A 19,091-nucleotide genomic window follows, 5' to 3' on the forward strand; every position below is an offset into this window, starting at 1 on the left:
TGATTCAGAGGGGGATTCTACGCGGGATCGGGATGGATAGCGTGGGGGCTTAAGGATTTGGCAGCCTGTGGCTCTTGAAGTCGCTGCCGAATTGCAGGCGTTTATCGACCGGGTACGTGAGGTTTTCGCAAGAAAAACCACTGAATGGCGTTTTTTGCGTGTTATCTGCCGCTTTCTCCCTTGCCCTCAGCGCCTGGGTCTACGATTCTTCAGGGACAACGACAACACCTGAGAAACCGCCATGAAAACCGTCGCCCAACTGCTGAAGTTAAAGGCTGAACAGAATCATGAAGTCCACATCATTGCGCCGCATCAAATGGTGCTGGAAGCGCTGATGGTCATGGCCGCGAAAAACGTCGGCGCATTGCCGGTCGTGAAGAATGGCGAGGTCGTCGGCATCATCAGCGAGCGCGACTATGCGCGCAAACTTGTGCTCAAGGGCCGCTCCTCTGTCGGTACGCCGGTCGAAGACATCATGGTCTCGCCGGTCATCACCGTGGACACCCATCAAACCGTCGAAACCTGCATGGGCATCATGTCCGACAAACGCCTGCGCCACTTGCCAGTGGTGGAAAACGGCACATTGATCGGCTTGCTTTCGATCGGCGACCTGGTCAAGGAGGCCATCGCCGAACAGGCTGAACTGATTCGCCAGTTGGAACAGTACATCCGCGGCGAATAAGAGCAGCTCTTTTCAGGCCGGCCAATGCCGCGCGAAGACCGGTGCCAGTGTCGGGTGCCGGTCGATGCGTTCCAGCCAGGCGAAAAACCCGGGGCGGGCACTGCGTAAATGCTCCCGACTGCCCGCCCATCTGGAAACCACCGCCGCCAGAACATCCAGCGCCCCCGGCGTTTCATCGCCCAGGTACAAATCGCCCGAAAACTGATCGGCAAACACCTCCCAACTCCAATGCAGTCGCGCGCGGGTGCCGGCCATGAGATTTTGTCTGGACGGTCCATCCGCCTCGGCCAACCAGCGCTCCGGATAATCGATGATGCCAATCGCCGAATAGCAATTACTGACGATGTACACCAGGCCGCGAATCGCCTGATCCCGCGCGGCGGCGTTTTTTGGCAGCAGGTTCGACTCGGTAAACGTGAGCCCCAGATGAATCAGAATCGCCGCGCTCTCGGTGAGAACGCTGCCGTCGGGCAGTTGCAGTGTCGGAATCTGCTTGAGCGGATTGAGTTTCTCCAGCGCGTGGGTCGCTTCAGGAGAAGATTCAACGTCGATGAAACGGTAAGCAATCTCGCAGAGCTCAAGGGCCGCTTCTATCGCCGCAGCTCCAGAGTTCTTGTGTCCGTAGAGCTGATACATAAACACCTCCTTGCGATTGTCTCTTTGTAGCAGCTGACTCTGGCAATGTTAGAAAATTTCTTTTACCCACTGCATCCAAATCGCTTTCCGATGGGTAGTACCTGTAGCAGCCCTGATGCTGCCGAGCGGGTTACTCATTTTCGGAGAGAAATTCATGAACGCCAAACACCTGATTTGCCTTGCCGGTTTACTCGCTGCCATACCTGCAGCCTATGCCCAGACGGGTCTGCCCGACAACATCAAGGTGCCGGAGGGGCACAAGGTCGCCATGGAAACCACCGGGGTCGGCGAGATCACTTACGAATGCCGTGACAAGCCCAATGCAGCCGGCCAGACCGAATGGTTTTTTGTCGGGCCCAAAGCGGTGCTCAATGATCGCAATGGCAAACAGGTCGGCACCTACTTCGGCCCCCCCGCTACCTGGCAGGCGAAAGATGGCTCGAAAGTCACCGGCACCCAACTGGCCGTCGCACCGTCGAGCCCGGGCAATCTCCCCTACCAATTGGTCAAGGCCAACCCGGCCGAGGGCAAAGGCGCGATGAGCGACGTGAGTTACATCCAGCGCGTAGCCCTCAAGGGTGGCGTGGCCCCAAGCGCCGAGTGCACGGCCGCCAACAAGGGCAAGCAGGAAGCGGTGAAGTATCAGGCGGACTATATTTTCTGGGCGGCCAACTGAAACCAGTCCTGCGGGAAATTGGTCTACGCTGCTCTGCACATGCCCCGGTCCTCTGGTCCGGGGCTATTGCCCACTTTGACGGCTGAGCACTGTGTCCTTGCCCCAACCGCTTTTCGATTACGAAGCCCATCTGGCTGCCTGCGCTCGCGGCGAGCGTCAGGCCCTGCGGGATTTGTATGTGCAGGAGAGTCCGCGCCTGCTGGGGGTTGCCAAACGCCTGGTGCGCGACACTGCGCTGGCCGAGGATATTGTCCACGATGCGTTCCTCAAGATCTGGGTCGGCGCCGCGCGGTTCGACCCGGCGCGGGGTTCGGCGCGAGGCTGGATGTTTAGCGTGACCCGGCATCTGGCGCTCAATTTCATCCGTGACAACAGCCGCGAGGTTCAGGGTGAGATCGACATGCAGGATAACGCTGAAACCTTCGATGCTCAGGTCCACTCGTCACGCATTCATCTGTGTCTGGAACTCCTGGAACCTGCGCGGCGCAGCTGCATTCTGCACGCCTACGTCGACGGTTATTCCCACGCTGAAATATCACACAAACTCGGCACCCCGCTGGGCACCGTCAAAGCCTGGATCAAACGGAGCCTGACGGCATTGCGGGAGTGCATGGGATGATCACCAGACCTGCGAATGAAACCCCGGAAGAGCTCAACGAGCTGGCCAGCGAATATGTGCTGGGCACGCTCCCGGCACAGCGACGTACCGAGGTGCAACAGCGCCTGCGCGACGATGTCGAACTGCGCACGGCGGTCGACACCTGGGAACGCCGCTTGCTCGACCTGACTGACTTCGCCGAACCCCTGGCACCCTCGCCACACCTGTGGCAGCGCATCGAGCGCAGTGTGCATGCCTTGAACCGGCAACCAGCAGGGACGGCGGTTGCGTCGTCATCCTGGTGGAACCTGCTGCCGCTGTGGCGCGGGCTCGCGGGGGCGGGGCTGGCGGCGACCTTGCTGCTCGGCGCCTTGATGTTGACGCAAACCACGGTCAAACCGACCTATCTGGTGGTACTGGTCGCCCCTCAGGACAAAGCGCCGGGTTGGGTGATTCAGGCCAACAATCCAAGGGAAATCCAGTTGATTCCGCTGGGCGTGGCGGAAGTTCCGGCCGACAAGGCACTGGAGTTCTGGACCAAGGCTGAAGGCTGGCAAGGTCCGGTATCCCTGGGCTTGGTCAAACCGGGGCAGATGCTCTCGGTGCCGCTGGACAAGTTGCCGCCACTGCAACCCGACCAGCTGTTCGAGCTGACCCTGGAAAACCCCAATGGCTCGCCGACCGGCAAACCTACGGGGCCGATTCAGTTCATCGGCCGAGCGGTGAAAGTGATCTGACGGCGATCACCCAAGTGCCGCGATCCCCCCGCCCCAGGTTCCGGCGGCAAACACCTGAGCACGACTGGCGCCTTGTTGATAGGCGCTGCATAAATGAATGGTTTCACCGCGGTACTCAATGAAAAACCCGGCCTCATCAGCCGGGTCTTTTTACGCTTGCTTGTTGCGGTCGGTCACTTGCCCGCACGCGCCATGCAGCGCTGATAGCGTTCATCGACCCGTTTGGCGAACCACGCCGTGGTGAGTTTGCGGGTGATTTTCGGGCTTTGCAGCACGATCCCTGGCAACACCGCACGCGGTAATGGCCGACCTTCTGCCTGCTCGGCCAGGGCGAAAACCCGCGCATAGAGCTGGGTGTCCTCGAACTCGACGTTTTTGCCCTCCTCCAATTGGTCCCGAATGGTCGGATTGCGCATGCCCAGTTGCTTGCTGAGGGTGCGCACCGCCAATTCCGTGGCGCCAGGCATGATCGAATCGTAGCGGACCAGGTCTCCATCCAGCGCCAGTGGTATGCCCGACGCGCGACTCACCGCGTTCTGAAAACCGGCATTGCGACTGGCGTACCAACCGGCATTGAAATCGGCGAAGCGATACAACGGTTGTTTGTAGGTCACCGGATAACCGAGCAAGTGGGCGATACCGAAGTACATGCCACCGCGACGACTGAACACTTCATGCCGGATCGAACCGTTCACCGGGTACGGATATTCCTTTGCCTGTTGCTCGGCAAAATCGATGCTGACCTGCATCGGCCCACCGGTGTGCACCGGGTTGAAGCCACCGAACAGCGTTCGGCCCATCGGCACCATGCCGATGAAATCATCGAAGATCGCGCTGAGCTCTTTTTCGCTGCGCGCCGCATTGAGGCGGTCGCTGTAACTTTTGCCGTTGGATGAACTCACCTGCAGCGCACCGCTCACCAGCAGGCCGGGAATGTGGACTTTGTCGGCACGGCGGTCGATCTCCTCGCGGGCGATTTTGCCCAGGCCCGGTACCGGTGGGTCAACCTGAAAGGTCGACTCCTGCTCGGTGACCGCCAGTACCGAGCACAGGTTTTGGGTGGATGGATAAATGTTCTGAGCAGCAAATGCTGCGTAAATATCGGTGGCCCAGCCTTGGCGATCAGTGGCTTTGGCCGGCAGCAGGCGCACGATCTCGGCCTTGACCTCCGCGGGCTTGCGCGCCGGTAGTTCCTGCGTTCGCTGAGAGCCGCAACCGGCCAGAACCAGCAGCGCGGCGACACTCATCATCAATCGATTGGCTTGCATGTTGCTCCATCAAATCCGTTGAGCCGGGTTAACCATACGACCAATGGCATGGCGCAGGCTATGACTGTGGCTGCCGCCCCCTGTTCCGTTGGGCAGCCTGCCTGACCTCACGCCAGGGCTGAACCATACTTGAGCCACAACCCGAGGAGGACAGGCTTATGAACCGAAGCGACGTACTGATCATCGGCGCCGGCCCGACCGGGTTGGTGCTGGCGTTGTGGCTGAGCAAGCTTGGCGTGCAAGTGCGGATCCTCGACAAGACGTCTGCACCCGGCACCACTTCGCGGGCGCTGGCCGTCCAGGCGCGGACGCTGGAGCTGTATCGCCAGCTCGACCTCAGCACTGCCATTGTGCAGAACGGTCATCGCGTGAGTGCGGCGAACTTCTGGGTCAAGGGCGAACCCGTGGCGCGCTTGCCGCTGAGCCGCATCGGCGAAGGCCTGACGCCCTATGCGTTCCTCGAAATCTTTCCTCAGGATGAGCACGAACGGCTGCTGATAGACCGCCTCGAAGCCTTTGGCATCAAGGTGGAGCGCAACACCGAACTGGAAAGTTTCGAGGAAACCGGCGACGGCATCACCGCCCATCTGCGCCTGCCCGATGGTCAGCAGGAAACCTGCCAGGCCTGCTATCTGGCTGGTTGCGACGGTGCCCGATCGATTGTGCGCAAGACCCTGGACACCGGTTTCCCGGGTGGCACCTACCAGCAGATTTTCTACGTCGCCGACGTGCAGGCCAGCGGGCCGACGTTCAACGGCGAACTGCACGTGGATCTCGATGAAGCGGATTTTCTCGCGGTGTTTCCCTTCGCCGATACAGGCCGCGCCCGCCTGATCGGCACCGTACGCGGCGAGCGCGCCGATCATGCCGAAACCCTCCGGTTTGAAGACGTCAGCAGCCGGGCCATCGAACATTTGAAGGTGCAGATTGAACAGGTGAACTGGTTCTCGACGTACCGCGTGCATCATCGGGTGGCGGACCACTTTCGCACCGGGCGCGCGTTTTTATTGGGTGACGCCGCCCACGTCCACAGCCCCGCCGGTGGCCAGGGCATGAACACCGGAATTGGCGATGCCATCAACCTCGCTTGGAAACTCGCGGCGGTGTTGAACGGCGGTGCTGAGGTAAAACTGCTCGACAGCTATGAAACCGAGCGCATCGCGTTTGCCCGCAAACTGGTCGCCACCACCGATCGGGTGTTCAATTTCGTCACGGCCGTAGGGCGCATGGCCGATTTGCTGCGCACGCGCCTGGCGCCGTTCGTGATTCCGAAAATGGCATCGTTTGAGGCATCCCGCGAGTTCCTGTTTCGCACGGTGTCGCAGATCACCCTGAACTATCGCGGGATGCCTTTGAGCACGGGCGCTGCCGGTCATGTTCACGGTGGCGACCGCCTGCCCTGGGCTCACGACGGTGAGGGGGACAATTTCGAATCACTGAAGTGTCCAACCTGGCAGGTGCACGTGTATGGCGACACCAGCGACGAAATGATCGCCTGGTGCCACGAACATCATTTACCGTTGCATGTGTTTGACTGGCGGCCGGCGTTTGAAGCGGCGGGCCTGGGGCGTAACGGGTTTTATCTGTTGCGGCCGGATACGTACGTGGCGATTGCCGACAACTCTGCCGATCCCAAGGTGATCGAGCGCTACTTTCGGGATCACGGGATTCGGCCGTTTTTCGGCGCCCGCGGATGATGTCCAGGTACGCGCCGGCCGGTTTGACCATCAGCGCGTCGGCGCCTTCCTGCTCATCCATCAGTGATTCGCGCACGGCTTCTCGGCGGCTCAGCCGAGCCCGCGAGGCAGCTGCTTGCCTCCTACAGCGTCAAGGTTCCGCTGATGCAGGTCACCACCGCGCCGCCGATCCAGATCTCGTCGCCCACTTGCTCGACCTGAATGCGTCCGGCGCGGCCCATGGTCAGGCCCTGGCTGACCACATAGGAAGACGGCGCCAGTCCTTCGCTGAGCAACCACTGGGCAATCCCGGCGTTCAGGCTTCCGGTGGCGGGGTCTTCCGGCATACCGTCGCCGGAGATGAACGCCCGCACTTCGAACTGTGCGTCATCGCCATCGCGCTCGGGATGCCATGGCGCGATGACACCGACGGCCAGGCCGAGCATTTGCGAATGATCCGGTTGCAGGCCCAGCACCTGCTGGCGATCCTCGACCATCACGGCCAGCCATCCGGCACCGTTGTCGACCCACTGAGTGCGCACAATCGCCCCCGATTCCAGCCCGAGCCCCCGCCGTACCCGTTCCACCACATCCGCCTCCACCGGCCCGGCTTTGAGCAATGGAGGTGCGAGAAAGGCCAGCTCTGTCCCTTGTCGACGAACCCGCACCAGCCCCACACCGCACTCCTGAATGATCTCTTCGCCCTTGGGCACGCCACCGGCCTCCAGCCACGCATGGCAGGTGCCCAGTGTCGGATGACCGGCGAACGGCAATTCGTTCAGGGTGGTGAAGATCCGCACGCGATAATCGGCGCGAGGATCGCGCGGTTCGAGTATGAATGTGGTTTCGCTGAGGTTGGTCCAGCTGGCGAACGCCGCCATGCGCTCATCGCTGAGCTCATCGGCGCCGAACACCACCGCCAACGGATTGCCCTTGAGCGCAACACGGCTGAAGACATCTACTTGCTTGAAATCGAATGAGTGCATGGCCTGCCTTGGTCTTGATCAAATCGAAGTGTTTTGCTTGGGAATTTCCAGCCCGCGCATCACCGCCGGCCGCGCCAGAAAGCGCTCCAGCACCCGCGTAACGTTCGTGAAGTCCTTTATGCCCACCAGCTCACCAGCCTCATAGAAGCCGATCAGGTTGCGCACCCAGGGGAAGGTCGCGATGTCCGCGATGGTGTAGCGCTCGCCCATGATCCAGTCGCGCCCTTCCAGGCGGTTATTGAGCACATTCAGCAGGCGTTTGCTTTCATCGACGTAGCGGTCGCGGGGACGTTTGTCCTCGTAGTCCTTGCCGGCAAATCTGTTGAAAAAACCGACCTGGCCGAACATCGGCCCGATGCCGCCCACCTGAAACATCAGCCACTGGATAGTCTCGTATCGCGCCGCCGATTCCTGGGCCAGCAGTTGCCCGCTCTTGTCGGCCAGGTAAATCAGAATCGCCCCGGACTCGAACAGCGCCAGGGGTTGATCCCCCGGACCATGGGGGTCGAGGATCGCCGGGATCTTGTTGTTGGGGTTCAGCGAAAGAAATTCGGGGGACATCTGATCATGGGTGTCGAAGCCCACCCGATGCGGCTCGTAGGGCAGTCCGATCTCTTCGAGCATGATCGAAACCTTGACGCCGTTGGGTGTGGGCAAGGAGTAAAGCTGGATCCACTCGGGGTATTGAGCCGGCCATTTTTGGGTAATCGGGAACGCGGACAGATCGGTCATGGGAAGCATCCACACGGAAAAAGTAGACGCTGATCATAATGTAGGGGCTGGCAAAGGCTGCGATTTTTTGGCGTATCAATGTTGCTGATGAGCAAGATCAAAAGATCGCAGCCTGTCAGTGGCGCCGACACGTGTACTGTGTCCATAAATCCGCAACATCCTGTCGATAACCTCTGCTCTAACCCATCTCAGGTTGCCGCTACAGTGCTGCGCACTCGCTCGGATCGAACCAAATGGGCTTCAGAGGACTCTGAGCATTGCCCTTTCGGAAACGGACCGGCCCAACGACATGGAAAACACCCGATGCAGGGAGCTCGCGGTGTAAAGGTTTGTCAGCCTTAACCGAATGCGCTGAAGATCACCTATTCAAATGATGAACCTATTTAAATTCGCCAAACGCTTCAAACATCGCGCGTATGTCGTCCTGCCCTCCCTGTTGGCGGTCAGCGCGCTGTTCCTGTCCCTTGAGTCCAGCGAAAGCCGCGCCCAACCGGCGGACGGCACCCAGACGCTGGTATTCCTGCGCCACGCGGAAAAACCCGAAGGCGGCCTCGGCCAGCTCAACTGCCAAGGCCTGAACCGTGCCATCGACCTGGCCACCTTGCTGCCGGAAAAATTCGGCAAGGCCAACTACGTGTTTGCCGCCAACCCGACGCGCAATGTCGAGGAAGGCGAACTGGACAATTCCTACAGTTACATCCGTCCCCTGATGACCATCAGCCCCAGCGCGATCAAGCTTGGTTTGCCGGTGAACATCAACTTCTCGGCCAACGACACCAGCGACCTGGCCGATGAATTGCTCCACGACAAGTATCACAACTCGGTCATCTACACCGCCTGGTCCTCCGGCTACCTGCCCGAGCTGATCAACAAGGTCGCTGGAGAAGCCGTTGGCAAGAAGCAGAACATCACCGATGACTGGGCATCCAGCGACTACGACTCGCTGTACGTGCTCACCCTGACCTGGCACAACGGCAAGGCCAGCGTGCAGAGCCACGCCTACAAGCAAGGCCTGGATAACGGGCGCGAGACATGTCCGACGTAAGCTTTAAGAGGTTTGGCGCCTGTCAGGCCCCCATCGCGAGCAAGCTCGCTCCCACATTAGATTTTCAGTAAACACAGAATTTGTGTATCACCGAGATCCAATGTGGGAGCGAGCTTGCTCGCGATGAGGCCGGCAAAAGCAACATTATCCTCGCTGGGAAACGCGCTCTCGCAGATACTCAAGGACGGCTGTCCGCTCCCCCGCAAACTCAATCCGCCCCCCCTTCTTCTCCCGCTGAAACGCATACATCGGGTCGTAATACTCGCGAAGCAACCCTTCGATCCAATCCCGATGCAGGTCCACTGCCCCACTGCTCGCCTGCGCCGCCAGCGCGTCTTCCATCAAAATCAACATCCGCCGATGGCGCTCACCGCCCAGACGTTTCTGCACATTGTTCAGGCTCTCCAGCAGGCGCTCGGAAAACAATGCAAATCCTTCATCGCCATGCACGCCGATGAACTCGGCACACAAGTCCACCACGTAATCGCGCAGGATCCGTTCGACCCGCCCTTCCAGGCTGTCTTCAAGCCAGACCATCGGAAACTGTTGCATGCCCTGAAAGAGCGGCAGCGGCAAGGCGCAACTGCCGACCATGCGGCTCTCGTCTTCCAGCACAAACTGCTCGATACCGTGGGCGCGCTTTTTCAGCACGTCCACTGCCAAGCGGTTTTCAAAATCGATGTTGGAGGGTTGGCCGGTGGCGCGCTTACCGAAACTCGAGCCGCGATGATTGGCGTGACCTTCAAGGTCCAGCCCGTTGCTCAACTGCGTGAGCACTTCGGTTTTGCCAGTGCCGGTCATGCCGCCCAGCAAGACAAAATCACACTGGGCAAGCGCCTGATCGACCGTGTCGAGCAAGAAGGTGCGCATAGCCTTGTAACCGCCAGCGACTCGCGGATAGTCGATGCCCGCCTCGTCCTTGAGCCATTGCTGAACGATCTGCGAACGCAAACCACCGCGAAAACAATACAAATATCCATCAGGATGCGCCCGGGCAAAATCGGCCCAGGCCTGGATGCGAGCGGTTTTTATCTCGCCGGACACCAACTGGTGCCCCAGCGTGATGGCGGCTTGCTGACCGTGCTGCTTGTAGCAAGTGCCGACCCGTTGCCGCTCGAGGTCATTCATCAGCGGCAGGTTGACCACACCTGGGAACGAACCTTTGAGAAATTCGACCGGCGCGCGGGCGTCCATCATCGGCCGGTCGTTGAGGAAGATGTCGCGGTAATCGGTGGAGTCCATAGACATTAAAACACCTCAACCGCGTTGGTCTGTCGCTCGATCAGCTCACCGATCGGCTCAAGAGTCAGGCCCAGTTCGGCAGCCACGTTGAGGAAGTGTTCGTTGCCTTCGGGGGTGACCGCAACCAGCAGGCCACCGCTGGTCTGCGGATCGCAGAGCACGCGTTTGTGCATTTCCTGAAGACGCCCCAGCTTGCTGGCGTAGCTGTCGAAATTACGCAGCGTCCCGCCCGGCACGCAGCCTTGGTCGAGGTAGTACTCGACACCCGGTAGACGCGGCACACGGTCGTACTCGATGCGAGCGGTCACGTTGCTGCCGTCGGCCATTTCCACCAAATGCCCCAGCAGACCAAAACCGGTGATGTCGGTCATCGCGGTGACGCACTCGAGTTTGCCAAAGCGGCTGCCGGGTTTGTTCAGGGTGCACATCCAGTCGCGGGCCAGGCCGATGTCGGCATGGCGCAACTTGCCCTTCTTTTCGGCGGTGGTGAGGATGCCGATGCCCAGCGGTTTGGTGAGGTAGAGCAGGCTACCGGCGGTGGCGGTGTCGTTGCGCTTCATGTGGCGCTTTTCCACCAAACCGGTCACGGCGAGGCCGAATATCGGTTCCGGCGCGTCGATGGAGTGCCCACCGGCCAATGGTATCCCCGCTTCATCGCAGACCGAACGCCCGCCGCGAATCACTTCCCGGGCAATTTCCGGGGCCAGTACGTTGACCGGCCAACCAAGGATCGCAATCGCCATCAACGGATCGCCGCCCATGGCGTAGATGTCGCTGATGGCATTGGTGGCGGCGATGCGGCCGAAATCGAACGGGTCGTCGACGATCGGCATGAAAAAATCGGTGGTCGACACCACGCCGCGCTCTTCATCGATGGCGTACACCGCCGCATCATCGCGCGAGGCGTTGCCGACCCAGAGTTTCGGGTCAAGGTTCTGCGCCCCGCTGCCGGCCAGAATCACCTCCAGCACCTGGGGAGAAATCTTGCAGCCGCAACCTGCGCCGTGGCTGTATTGGGTCAGTCGAATCGGTTCGCTCATGGGGGGCACATCTCGTGAAGTCATTGCCGAGGAGTCTACATCAACCCCCATTTCGTAGGAGCTGCCGCAGGCTGCGATCTTTTGATGTGCAAAAAAACCGCCCTTTCGGGAGGCTGGAGCACTGCGATCATGATCAGAATCCGAGCGTGAAGCTGATCTTCATCGCGTGGTCTTCATTTTCGTGGGATAGCTGCATGGGCAGCAATCATTGGGGATTTCAGCGATTGCATGGTAGCGAGCCACCGGCCTTGTCGCTACTGGCGGCATCCATCTGACAATCCGAGTGAATTTTCCGTAACCCAAACGATCCTTGTATTACCACAGGGAGAAATACGGGTTCTATGAACAACGCAAAACTTTTCGTCATTGAATACACCCTTCATGGCGCGCCCAAGTCTTTCATCATCCGCCTGGACAAGATGGATAACGCGGAGGCTTGGCATTGGGCGAGTTGCGACGCGGGGGTCGGAAGAATCCCTCGCTTCGGTCGAGAGAAGGTGCAAAAAACCAGCAAGCCGATGGCTGAGAAGTTCGGCGTGGAAAACGTCAAGTGGCGGCCGGCGAATTAACAGATGGCGCGGCTTTGGACATTTGGAGGGATCGGCGCATGAAATCAACGCAAATCACCAGCACGGCACGGACGGACGACGACGACTCAATGGCATCATCCGCCATACCGAACAGCTGGAGGATCAAAGCCTGAAACTGGAAGTGGAGCCCGAATAGGCCCCACATTCTGTGCGTGGCTGATGTCAGCCTTTGGCGCACTTACAGCCCTTGCTTGCACATACTTCGCCATGTTCGTGGTGCTTGGCACACGCCTCACAGCAATAGTGCTTGCCGTGGCGCGCGATCGGATGTTCGCCCAGTTTGCAGGAACATTTGGGGCAGTCGCATTTACTGTCACTGCTGATCATGAGTCTGACTCCATGGTTGTGGTCGTCCGGTTGCCGCGAACGCGGCCCGTATAACCAGTGTAGGAGCTTGCGTCAGCCCTGCCGCGTACTGCTGCGATACATGAACACCAACGCCAACGCGAGACACACCATCGCCAGCATCCGGCTACTCGACAACTCGATCGCCGGGTTCCCCAGCCAACCAAAGTTATCGATCAACATCCCCATCCCCAGTTGCCCGACGATCACCGCCACCGTCGCCACCGCCGTGCCGACCCGTGGCACCGCGCCGACCATCACCATCATGTACACCACCCCGAATAGCGCACCGCTGAGCTGCCATTTCGGCACGTCCAGCAAACTCACGGCATGGGCCGGTTCGAAAAACAGGATCAGCAGCCCGGTGGTCACGGCACCGACCACGAAGGTCAACAAACTGCTGCGCAACACGCCGACCGTTTCGCCCAGCCGCCCATTGATAGCCGCCTGGACACTCAACACCGCACCGGCGGCCACGACCACCGCCAACAAAATAATCAGGTTCATCATCAACCCCGAGCGATCAAAACAAGTGCCGCGACAATCAGCAGCAAGGCCAGCCAACGTTCACCGTTGACCCTTTTGCGGGTGGCGCCGAACCAGCCGAAGTGGTCGATCAACACACTTTTGCCGACCTGCCCGGAAAGGATTGCGATCATCGTCATGGCAATGCCGATGTGCGGCGTGGCCAAGGTCAGCACGATCACGTACATCGGCCCCAGTAAACCGCCGATCAATTGCCAGCGCGGCAGCTCATTCAAGACGGGCCCCTGTTGCGGACCGCTGAACAGCAACAGCAAAAACAGAATCGCCGAGCCCACACCGAAGATGCTCAAGGTCGCCCACAAGTGCCCAACCTGAACCCCGAGCGGCCCGAGCAAACCGGCTTCCACGGAAAGGCCCATGCCGGCCAGAATCACCAGCGGCAGCAGCAACAGTCGTAGCCCAGGTTTAGTGGTCGGCGCGGCGACAACGCCAACGTCGTCGATTGAAGAAGTGTGCATGAGGGGACACCTACCAGTTATCAGATAGAACACAACCCCTTGTGGGAGCGAGCTTGCTCCCACAGGGTTTTGTGTTCTCAGTGGAATAGGTGGGCATTATCGGCTGGCGGTCCTTTGCGATAAATGGGAGCATCCAAACAACACTTTTGCGAAATTCGCACAGCAGGACTCGCCATGCACGGCCTCAACGAACTGGGATTCAAGGCACTTCGACTGTTTGTCGCCGTGCTCGACCACGGCAGTTTTTCCGAAGTCGCCCGCCGTGAGGGCCTGGCACCGTCTTCGATTTCGCGGCAGATCCAATTGATGGAACACGCCCTTAACCAGCAATTGCTGTATCGCCACACCCGCGCCGTTTCGCCCACCGAAGCCGGGCGAATGCTCGGTCATCATGCGCGGCTGGTGCTGGTGCAACTCGAAGAGGCCGAACAGGCCCTGCAGGAACAGCAAAGCGAACCGAGCGGACTGGTGCGGATCAATGCGCCAGTGGTGTTTGGCCAACGGCACCTGACGCCCTGGCTGGGGCAGCTCTGCGAGCGTTACCCGAAACTGCAACTGGATATCCAGCAGACCGACAGCTACGTCGACCCGCTGCAGGAAGGCGCCGACCTGCTATTTCGCATCGGGCCGCTGCACGATTCGAGCATGCAGGCGCGCATTTTGGCGCCCCATCGCTTTCAAGTCGCCGCGAGCCCGGCCTATTTAGAACGTCACGGCACACCGCAACATCCCGAAGAACTGGCCGCGCATCAATGCCTGGCCTACAAAGGCGTGGCCGGCCAGCAACGCTGGTTTTTCCGCAAGGATCAGCAGGACTGGACGCCCTACCCGGTGAAGGGGCCGATCACCGGCAACCACGCCGACACCTTGACTCAAGCCGCCGAACAAGGCTTGGGGTTGGTGATGTTTCCGTCGTGGCTGATTGGTGAAGCGGTGCGCAACGGCACGCTGGTGCCGGTGCTCGGGGCGTATCAGGTGTCCAACAGCCTTGAGCCGCAGCAGATTGCCGTGCTCTGGCCTGGGAGCCGGCGGTTGTCGGTGAAGGTGCGGACGGTGATCGATTTCTTTGTCGAGTGTTTTGGAGCGGTGCCGTACTGGGACAGACCGTAGCGGCCTACCTGAGGGACGATGCGAATTGCTTTCTGTAGGAGCCAGGCTTGCCGGCGAAGGCGTCTTCAAGTACGCCTTCGCCGGCAAGCCTGGCTCCTACAGGGATTGGGGGCGTGTCAGATGCGGAACTGCCCGACCAGTTTGCCCAGGCGCTGACCGAGGTCAGCAAGGCTGCGGGAAGTCTGGGCGCCGAGTTGGGTTTCATCGGCGACGCTGTCCACGGCCACAGCGATCTGATGCACGCTGCGGTTGATCTCTTCGGCCACGGCGGTCTGCTCTTCGGCAGCGCTGGCGATCTGCGCGTTCATCGAATTGATGGTGCCGATCAGCTGGGCCATGGTATCCAACGACGCACCCGCTTCGTTGGCCTGAGCCGACGTGCCGTCGCCAGCCTCACTGGAGCGGCGCATCGCTTCCACGGCCGATTGGGTACCCGCCTGCAGGCGATCGATCATGCCCTGGATTTCCTGAGTGCTGATTTGCGTGCGACTGGCCAGCGCTCGGACCTCGTCAGCCACCACGGCAAAACCACGACCGGCCTCACCGGCGCGGGCGGCTTCAATGGCGGCGTTGAGTGCCAGCAGGTTGGTCTGTTCGGCAATCGAACCGATCACGCCGAGCACGCTGACAATCGACGACACGTCTTTTTGCAGGCTGTCGAGGGACACGCCGCTGCTGCGAATGTCGTCCACCAACGCATGAATCTTCACGATGCTGCCGGCTACCACGCGCTTGGCCGCCTGGCCTTCTTCGTCGGTCTGCTGGGCAGCCACCGCCGCGTTTTGCGCACTCTTCGCCACTTCCTGGGCCGCCGCCGACATTTGGTTGATCGCCGTGGCGACCTGATCGGTCTCGTGACGCTGACGTTCCATCGCCTGATCCGAACGCTGGGCCTGGTCGGAGACCTGATTCACCAGCCCGGTCAGTTGCGAGGTCATTTCGGTGATCTGGCGCACCAGGCCGTGGATCTTGTCGACGAAGCGGTTGAACGAGCCGGCCAGTTCGCCGAGTTCATCCTGGCTGGTGATGGTCAGGCGACGCGTCAGGTCGCCCTCGCCCGCCGCGATGTCATCAAGGTTGGCTTTCATCAGGTTCAGCGGACGCAGGATGGTGTTGGCCAGCAGCATCCCGGCGGCGGCGATCACCAACAGCACCACCACAGCAATCCCGACGATGCTCAGCACCACGCCTTGCATGCGCTCCTGAACCTTGGCCTCAACCAGCGCGACTTGCGCTTCGATACCGTCAAGGTTCACCGAAGTACCGACCGCCATGTCCCACTTCGGCAGGTATTCGGTGTAGCCGAGTTTGGGCACCAGCACTTGGGTGTTGCCGGGCAGCGTCGAGCTGTATTGCAGATAGTGGGTGCCGTCCTTGGCAACTTTCACCAGGTCGCGGTTGACGTAGACGCCGTTCGGATCGCGGTTGTCCTTGAAGCTCTGGCCCACGCCTTCCGGGCTGTTGGCCTTGAACAGGCGCACGGTGTTGGAGTCGTAGCCGAAGAAGTAGCCGTCCTTGCCGTAGGTGATGCTCGACAGCAGCTTGACCACCTGGGCCCGCGCTGCGTCATCACCGGGGGCGGCCGCATCGTAGAGCGGTTTGATCGTGGTCATGGCCACGGCGACGTAGCTTTGCAGCGTCGCCTTGGCATCACTGAGCAGACGTTGGCGTGTTTCCTCGACTTCCTTGCGAGCCTGCTCCTGCAGAATGAACAGCGTGGTCAGGCTGATGACCAGCGCAAAGAGCAACACCGGGAGGACGGCAAGGGACAGGACTTTAGCCTTCAGGCTCATGCGCATGACGGTTCACTCTTTTGATTTTATTGGCGTGGTTAAAGGCTTTAACGGCACGCCAGGTCAAAAGTTGAATGCGGTTACAGGACCATCGCAGCCACCCAGCCGAACGCGAGCAGCGGCAGGTTGTAATGCAGGAAGGTCGGGACCACAGTGTCCCAGATGTGGTGATGCTGGCCGTCGATGTTCAGGCCGGAGGTCGGGCCGAGGGTCGAGTCCGAGGCTGGCGAACCGGCGTCACCCAAGGCGCCGGCAGTGCCGACGATGCAAACGATCGCCAATGGGCTGAAGCCCAGTTGCACGCACAACGGCACGAAAATCACCGCCAGAATCGGTACGGTGGAAAACGACGAGCCGATGCCCATGGTCACTAACAGGCCCACCAACAACATCAGCAACGCGCCAATGGCTTTGCTGTGGCCGATCCATGAAGCCGAGGTTTCGACCAGCGTTTGCACTTGCCCGGTGGCTTTAATCACTTCGCCAAACCCGGACGCGGCGATCATGATGAAGCCGATCATCGCCATCATTTTCATGCCTTCGGTGAACAGGTCATCGGTGTCGCGCCACTTCACAATGCCCGAGACCGAGAAGATCAGGAAACCCGTCAGCGCGCCGATGATCATCGAGTCCAGCAGCAGTTGAATGATGAACGCTGCTGCGATAGCCAGACCGGCCACCATCAGGCTCAGCGGGTTGTACTGCACCGCGACCTGTTCGACTTGCTCGATCTTTTCCAGATCGTAGACGCGCTTCTTGCGATAGCTGACAAACGCTGCCGCGAGCCCGACGACCATGCCCAATGCCGGAATACCCATGGCATGGGTGACGTTGATGCCGCTGATGTCCACGCCGCTACGGGCGACGTTGGCCAGCAGGATTTCATTAAGGAAGATGTTGCCGAAGCCCACGGGCAGGAACATGTACGGCGTAATCAACCCGAACGTAATGACGCAGGCAATCAGTCGGCGATCCAGTTGCAGCTTGGTCAGGACATACAACAGTGGCGGTACCAGCAACGGAATAAAGGCGATATGTATCGGCAAGATATTCTGGGACGCGATGGCCACCACCCACAGCAAACCGATCAACAGCCATTTGACCTGGCGTCCACCGCTGGCGTGCTGGCGGTCGACCATCAGCAAGGCTTTGTCTGCCAGGGCATGGGCCAGGCCGGACTTGGCAATGGCCACGGCGAAAGCGCCAAGCAATGCATAGGACAACGCGACCGTCGCACCGCCACCAAGGCCGCTGTTAAAGGCTTTGAGTGTCGCATTGATGCCCAGGCCACCGGTCAAACCACCCACCAGCGCGCCTACGATCAGCGCGATTACTACGTGCACGCGGGACAGGCTGAGGATCAGCATGACGCCAACCGCGGCAATTACTGCATTAATCATCGTTACCTCAAGGCAAACGGAATGAGCCCGGCCGGCAGTCTGCAAAGAGCCGCCAGCGGATTAAAGAGAGGGTTTTATTAGAGGGCGCGCACTTTGAAGGAAGCAGCCGCAAGCTGCAAGCCTCAAGAAAGCAGATTTGCCGCCGCTACAGTGCAAAGTCTCAGATATTTATCGAATAAAGGACGTCTCCATGTCGCTCAGACAACTTTCCATTCAATGGAAAATCACCCTGCTGGCCGGGCTTTGCCTGGCGGGTATCGTGACCCTGCTGGTGGGTCTTTCGCTGTATCGCATGGAGAGCAGCTCCGCGCTGGTGAAAGCCTCGAGCATGGCGATGCTCACCGAAGCCGCCCAGGCCCGGATCGAGTCCCAGGGTGAAAACCAGGCGCTGGGGATTCGCCAGCAGTTCATGGATGCCTATCAATATGGCCACGGCTTTTCGCGTCAGGTGCTGTTCCTGCGCGACCAGGCCGAGAAGCGCTTCCTCGATGCCTTTGACCTGCGTGAAGACCTGACTCGCCAAGTCAAATCGGCCCTGCAAGCCAACCCGGAACTGCTCGGTCTGTCGCTGGTGTTCGAAGCCAATGCGCTGGATGGCAAGGACGATCTGTTCGCCGGTCAAGCGGAGCTGGGCAGCAACGACCAGGGCCGCTTCGCCCTTTATTGGTCGCAACCGACACCGGGCAAGGTGACGTCCATGGCGCTGCCCGAAAGCGACATGGCCGACACCCGCACTGGCCCCAGCGGCGAGCCGGCCAACGCTTGGTTTACCTGCCCGCGCACGACCCTCAAGCCCTGCGTGATCGAACCCTACTTCTATGTGATCGATGGCCAGAATGTGCTGATGACCAGCATCGTTTTCCCGCTGATGGTCAACGGCAAAGTCATCGCTTCGCTGTCGGTGGACATCAACCTCAACAGCCTGCAAGCCATCAGCCAGGGCGCGAGCAAGAAACTCTATGACGGCCAGACCAACGTCAGCATAATCAGCCCGGTCGGTTTGCTGGCCGGCTACAGCCCGGACGCCAGCAAGCTCAGCCAGCGCCTGGATACCGTGGACAAAACCAACGGTGCCGAGCTGGTCCGCCTGCTCGCCGTCAGCAGCAAGACCGAAAGCCTGCACAATAATCAACAGCTCAAAGTGCTGTCGCCGTTCCAGCCAATTCCCGGTGGCAAGTCCTGGGGCGTGTTGCTCGACGTGCCGGAGAAAGTCCTGGTCGGCCCGGCCGAAGCGCTGAAAAAACAACTCGATGACAGCAACACCGCCGGCACCCTGATCGAACTCGGCCTGGGTGTGCTGGCCGCGTTGATAGGCCTGTTGCTGGTGTGGCTGATGGCCCGCAGCGTGACAAAACCGATCCTCGGTGTGGCACACATGCTCGAAGACATTGCCAGCGGCGAAGGCGATCTGACCCGCCGTCTGGCCTACGACAAGCAGGACGAACTCGGTCAATTGGCCGGCTGGTTCAACCGCTTCCTCGACAAGCTGCAACCGATCATCGCCGAGGTCAAACGCTCGGTGCAGGACGCC

General features: G+C 60.1%; 19 protein-coding genes and 3 pseudogenes. 9 read left to right on the forward strand and 13 right to left on the reverse strand.

Features of this window, described 5'->3' with window-relative positions:
* Positions 1–241: 241 nt before the first annotated feature.
* Positions 242–682, forward strand: coding sequence for a CBS domain-containing protein (locus ACYZT7_RS22690; protein ID WP_462038299.1), 441 nt, complete (start codon positions 242–244; stop codon positions 680–682).
* A gap of 12 nt (positions 683–694) precedes the next feature.
* Here ACYZT7_RS22690 and ACYZT7_RS22695 read toward each other — a convergent pair whose 3' ends face one another.
* Positions 695–1,318 carry a glutathione S-transferase N-terminal domain-containing protein gene (locus ACYZT7_RS22695; RefSeq protein ID WP_462038300.1) on the reverse strand — a complete coding sequence of 208 codons (624 nt, stop codon included), beginning with the start codon at positions 1,316–1,318 and terminating at the stop codon, positions 695–697.
* A gap of 154 nt (positions 1,319–1,472) precedes the next feature.
* Between ACYZT7_RS22695 and ACYZT7_RS22700 the strand changes: the two genes are divergently transcribed.
* From ACYZT7_RS22700 to ACYZT7_RS22710, 3 genes are all read left to right on the forward strand, one after another.
* A complete protein-coding gene (locus ACYZT7_RS22700; RefSeq protein ID WP_462038301.1) occupies positions 1,473–1,994 on the forward strand; it encodes a DUF3455 domain-containing protein in 522 nt (173 codons plus the stop codon).
* 97 nt (positions 1,995–2,091) lie between these two features.
* Complete coding sequence (locus ACYZT7_RS22705; protein WP_462038302.1) at positions 2,092–2,613, forward strand: sigma-70 family RNA polymerase sigma factor; 522 nt, start codon at positions 2,092–2,094, stop codon at positions 2,611–2,613.
* Complete coding sequence (locus tag ACYZT7_RS22710) at positions 2,610–3,329, forward strand: anti-sigma factor (protein WP_462038303.1); 720 nt, start codon at positions 2,610–2,612, stop codon at positions 3,327–3,329. Before ACYZT7_RS22705 ends, ACYZT7_RS22710 begins: the two co-directional genes overlap by 4 nt.
* A 173-nt stretch (positions 3,330–3,502) precedes the next feature.
* Here the strand turns inward: ACYZT7_RS22710 and ACYZT7_RS22715 are convergent, their stop codons facing one another.
* Complete coding sequence (locus tag ACYZT7_RS22715; protein ID WP_462038304.1) at positions 3,503–4,597, reverse strand: DUF1615 domain-containing protein; 1,095 nt, start codon at positions 4,595–4,597, stop codon at positions 3,503–3,505.
* A gap of 158 nt (positions 4,598–4,755) precedes the next feature.
* Here ACYZT7_RS22715 and ACYZT7_RS22720 point away from each other — a divergent pair, with 158 nt between their 5' ends.
* The gene (locus ACYZT7_RS22720; RefSeq protein ID WP_462038305.1) at positions 4,756–6,294 is read left to right on the forward strand and encodes an FAD-dependent oxidoreductase; all 1,539 of its coding nucleotides are present in this window, start codon (positions 4,756–4,758) and stop codon (positions 6,292–6,294) included.
* Here ACYZT7_RS22720 and ACYZT7_RS22725 read toward each other — a convergent pair.
* From ACYZT7_RS22725 to ACYZT7_RS22735, 3 genes and pseudogenes are all read right to left on the reverse strand, one after another.
* Positions 6,269–6,388: pseudogene (locus ACYZT7_RS22725) on the reverse strand (porphobilinogen synthase); the annotation flags it as partial. The gene ACYZT7_RS22720 and the pseudogene ACYZT7_RS22725 overlap by 26 nt on opposite strands.
* A 28-nt stretch (positions 6,389–6,416) precedes the next feature.
* Positions 6,417–7,259 carry a PhzF family phenazine biosynthesis protein gene (locus tag ACYZT7_RS22730; RefSeq protein ID WP_462038306.1) on the reverse strand — a complete coding sequence of 281 codons (843 nt, stop codon included), beginning with the start codon at positions 7,257–7,259 and terminating at the stop codon, positions 6,417–6,419.
* Positions 7,260–7,277: 18 nt separating this feature from the next.
* Positions 7,278–7,991 carry a glutathione binding-like protein gene (locus ACYZT7_RS22735; RefSeq protein ID WP_462038307.1) on the reverse strand — a complete coding sequence of 238 codons (714 nt, stop codon included), beginning with the start codon at positions 7,989–7,991 and terminating at the stop codon, positions 7,278–7,280.
* A 370-nt stretch (positions 7,992–8,361) separates the two neighbouring features.
* Here ACYZT7_RS22735 and ACYZT7_RS22740 point away from each other — a divergent pair, with 370 nt between their 5' ends.
* Positions 8,362–9,036 (forward strand): histidine phosphatase family protein, encoded by a 675-nt coding sequence (locus ACYZT7_RS22740; RefSeq protein WP_462038308.1) that lies wholly within the window; start codon positions 8,362–8,364, stop codon positions 9,034–9,036.
* Positions 9,037–9,180: 144 nt separating this feature from the next.
* On the opposite strand, the gene mnmH is transcribed toward ACYZT7_RS22740, so the two are convergent.
* Complete coding sequence (mnmH, locus tag ACYZT7_RS22745; RefSeq protein ID WP_462038309.1) at positions 9,181–10,284, reverse strand: tRNA 2-selenouridine(34) synthase MnmH; 1,104 nt, start codon at positions 10,282–10,284, stop codon at positions 9,181–9,183.
* Positions 10,284–11,318, reverse strand: coding sequence for a selenide, water dikinase SelD (gene selD, locus ACYZT7_RS22750; protein ID WP_462038310.1), 1,035 nt, complete (start codon positions 11,316–11,318; stop codon positions 10,284–10,286). Before selD ends, mnmH begins: the two co-directional genes overlap by 1 nt.
* 341 nt (positions 11,319–11,659) lie before the next feature.
* Here selD and ACYZT7_RS22755 point away from each other — a divergent pair, with 341 nt between their 5' ends.
* Complete coding sequence (locus ACYZT7_RS22755; protein ID WP_008152143.1) at positions 11,660–11,887, forward strand: DUF6555 family protein; 228 nt, start codon at positions 11,660–11,662, stop codon at positions 11,885–11,887.
* A 183-nt stretch (positions 11,888–12,070) separates the two neighbouring features.
* Here ACYZT7_RS22755 and ACYZT7_RS22760 read toward each other — a convergent pair whose 3' ends face one another.
* The 3 genes from ACYZT7_RS22760 to ACYZT7_RS22770 all read right to left on the reverse strand — a co-directional run bounded on the left by ACYZT7_RS22760 (position 12,071) and on the right by ACYZT7_RS22770 (position 13,257).
* Positions 12,071–12,235: a metallothionein gene (locus tag ACYZT7_RS22760; protein ID WP_449644034.1), complete on the reverse strand. Its 165-nt coding sequence runs from the start codon at positions 12,233–12,235 to the stop codon at positions 12,071–12,073.
* 72 nt (positions 12,236–12,307) lie between these two features.
* Positions 12,308–12,763, reverse strand: coding sequence for a DMT family transporter (locus ACYZT7_RS22765; RefSeq protein ID WP_462038311.1), 456 nt, complete (start codon positions 12,761–12,763; stop codon positions 12,308–12,310).
* Entirely contained in the window at positions 12,763–13,257 is a 495-nt protein-coding gene (locus ACYZT7_RS22770) for a DMT family transporter (protein WP_462038312.1), read from the reverse strand. The genes ACYZT7_RS22765 and ACYZT7_RS22770 overlap by 1 nt, the downstream gene beginning before the upstream one ends.
* 174 nt (positions 13,258–13,431) lie before the next feature.
* Here ACYZT7_RS22770 and ACYZT7_RS22775 point away from each other — a divergent pair, with 174 nt between their 5' ends.
* Complete coding sequence (locus tag ACYZT7_RS22775) at positions 13,432–14,367, forward strand: LysR family transcriptional regulator (protein WP_462038313.1); 936 nt, start codon at positions 13,432–13,434, stop codon at positions 14,365–14,367.
* A gap of 116 nt (positions 14,368–14,483) precedes the next feature.
* Here the strand turns inward: ACYZT7_RS22775 and ACYZT7_RS22780 are convergent, their stop codons facing one another.
* From ACYZT7_RS22780 to ACYZT7_RS22790, 3 genes and pseudogenes are all read right to left on the reverse strand, one after another.
* Positions 14,484–15,305 carry a methyl-accepting chemotaxis protein gene (locus ACYZT7_RS22780; protein WP_462041848.1) on the reverse strand — a complete coding sequence of 274 codons (822 nt, stop codon included), beginning with the start codon at positions 15,303–15,305 and terminating at the stop codon, positions 14,484–14,486.
* Between the two features lie 84 nt (positions 15,306–15,389).
* A pseudogene (locus ACYZT7_RS22785) lies at positions 15,390–16,166 on the reverse strand (cache domain-containing protein); the annotation flags it as partial.
* 74 nt (positions 16,167–16,240) lie between these two features.
* Positions 16,241–17,557: a Na+/H+ antiporter family protein gene (locus tag ACYZT7_RS22790; RefSeq protein ID WP_462041849.1), complete on the reverse strand. Its 1,317-nt coding sequence runs from the start codon at positions 17,555–17,557 to the stop codon at positions 16,241–16,243.
* A gap of 1,336 nt (positions 17,558–18,893) precedes the next feature.
* Between ACYZT7_RS22790 and ACYZT7_RS22795 the strand changes: the two are divergent.
* Positions 18,894–19,040 (forward strand): annotated as a pseudogene (locus ACYZT7_RS22795) (HAMP domain-containing protein); the annotation flags it as partial.
* Between the last annotated feature and the right edge of the window lie 51 nt (positions 19,041–19,091).

The organism is Pseudomonas sp. RT4P38, assembly GCF_054897765.1.

Coding starts and splice junctions, on each gene's coding strand:
- ACYZT7_RS22755 (WP_008152143.1), top strand. CDS start 11,660: ATGAACAACGCAAAACTTTTCGTCATTGAATACACCCTTCATGGCGCG.
- ACYZT7_RS22760 (WP_449644034.1), bottom strand. CDS start 12,235: ATGATCAGCAGTGACAGTAAATGCGACTGCCCCAAATGTTCCTGCAAA.
- ACYZT7_RS22765 (WP_462038311.1), bottom strand. CDS start 12,763: ATGATGAACCTGATTATTTTGTTGGCGGTGGTCGTGGCCGCCGGTGCG.
- ACYZT7_RS22710 (WP_462038303.1), top strand. CDS start 2,610: ATGATCACCAGACCTGCGAATGAAACCCCGGAAGAGCTCAACGAGCTG.
- ACYZT7_RS22700 (WP_462038301.1), top strand. CDS start 1,473: ATGAACGCCAAACACCTGATTTGCCTTGCCGGTTTACTCGCTGCCATA.
- ACYZT7_RS22690 (WP_462038299.1), top strand. CDS start 242: ATGAAAACCGTCGCCCAACTGCTGAAGTTAAAGGCTGAACAGAATCAT.
- mnmH (WP_462038309.1), bottom strand. CDS start 10,284: ATGTCTATGGACTCCACCGATTACCGCGACATCTTCCTCAACGACCGG.
- ACYZT7_RS22715 (WP_462038304.1), bottom strand. CDS start 4,597: ATGCAAGCCAATCGATTGATGATGAGTGTCGCCGCGCTGCTGGTTCTG.
- selD (WP_462038310.1), bottom strand. CDS start 11,318: ATGAGCGAACCGATTCGACTGACCCAATACAGCCACGGCGCAGGTTGC.
- ACYZT7_RS22780 (WP_462041848.1), bottom strand. CDS start 15,305: ATGACCTCGCAACTGACCGGGCTGGTGAATCAGGTCTCCGACCAGGCC.
- ACYZT7_RS22775 (WP_462038313.1), top strand. CDS start 13,432: ATGCACGGCCTCAACGAACTGGGATTCAAGGCACTTCGACTGTTTGTC.
- ACYZT7_RS22730 (WP_462038306.1), bottom strand. CDS start 7,259: ATGCACTCATTCGATTTCAAGCAAGTAGATGTCTTCAGCCGTGTTGCG.
- ACYZT7_RS22740 (WP_462038308.1), top strand. CDS start 8,362: ATGATGAACCTATTTAAATTCGCCAAACGCTTCAAACATCGCGCGTAT.
- ACYZT7_RS22720 (WP_462038305.1), top strand. CDS start 4,756: ATGAACCGAAGCGACGTACTGATCATCGGCGCCGGCCCGACCGGGTTG.
- ACYZT7_RS22695 (WP_462038300.1), bottom strand. CDS start 1,318: ATGTATCAGCTCTACGGACACAAGAACTCTGGAGCTGCGGCGATAGAA.
- ACYZT7_RS22770 (WP_462038312.1), bottom strand. CDS start 13,257: ATGCACACTTCTTCAATCGACGACGTTGGCGTTGTCGCCGCGCCGACC.
- ACYZT7_RS22735 (WP_462038307.1), bottom strand. CDS start 7,991: ATGACCGATCTGTCCGCGTTCCCGATTACCCAAAAATGGCCGGCTCAA.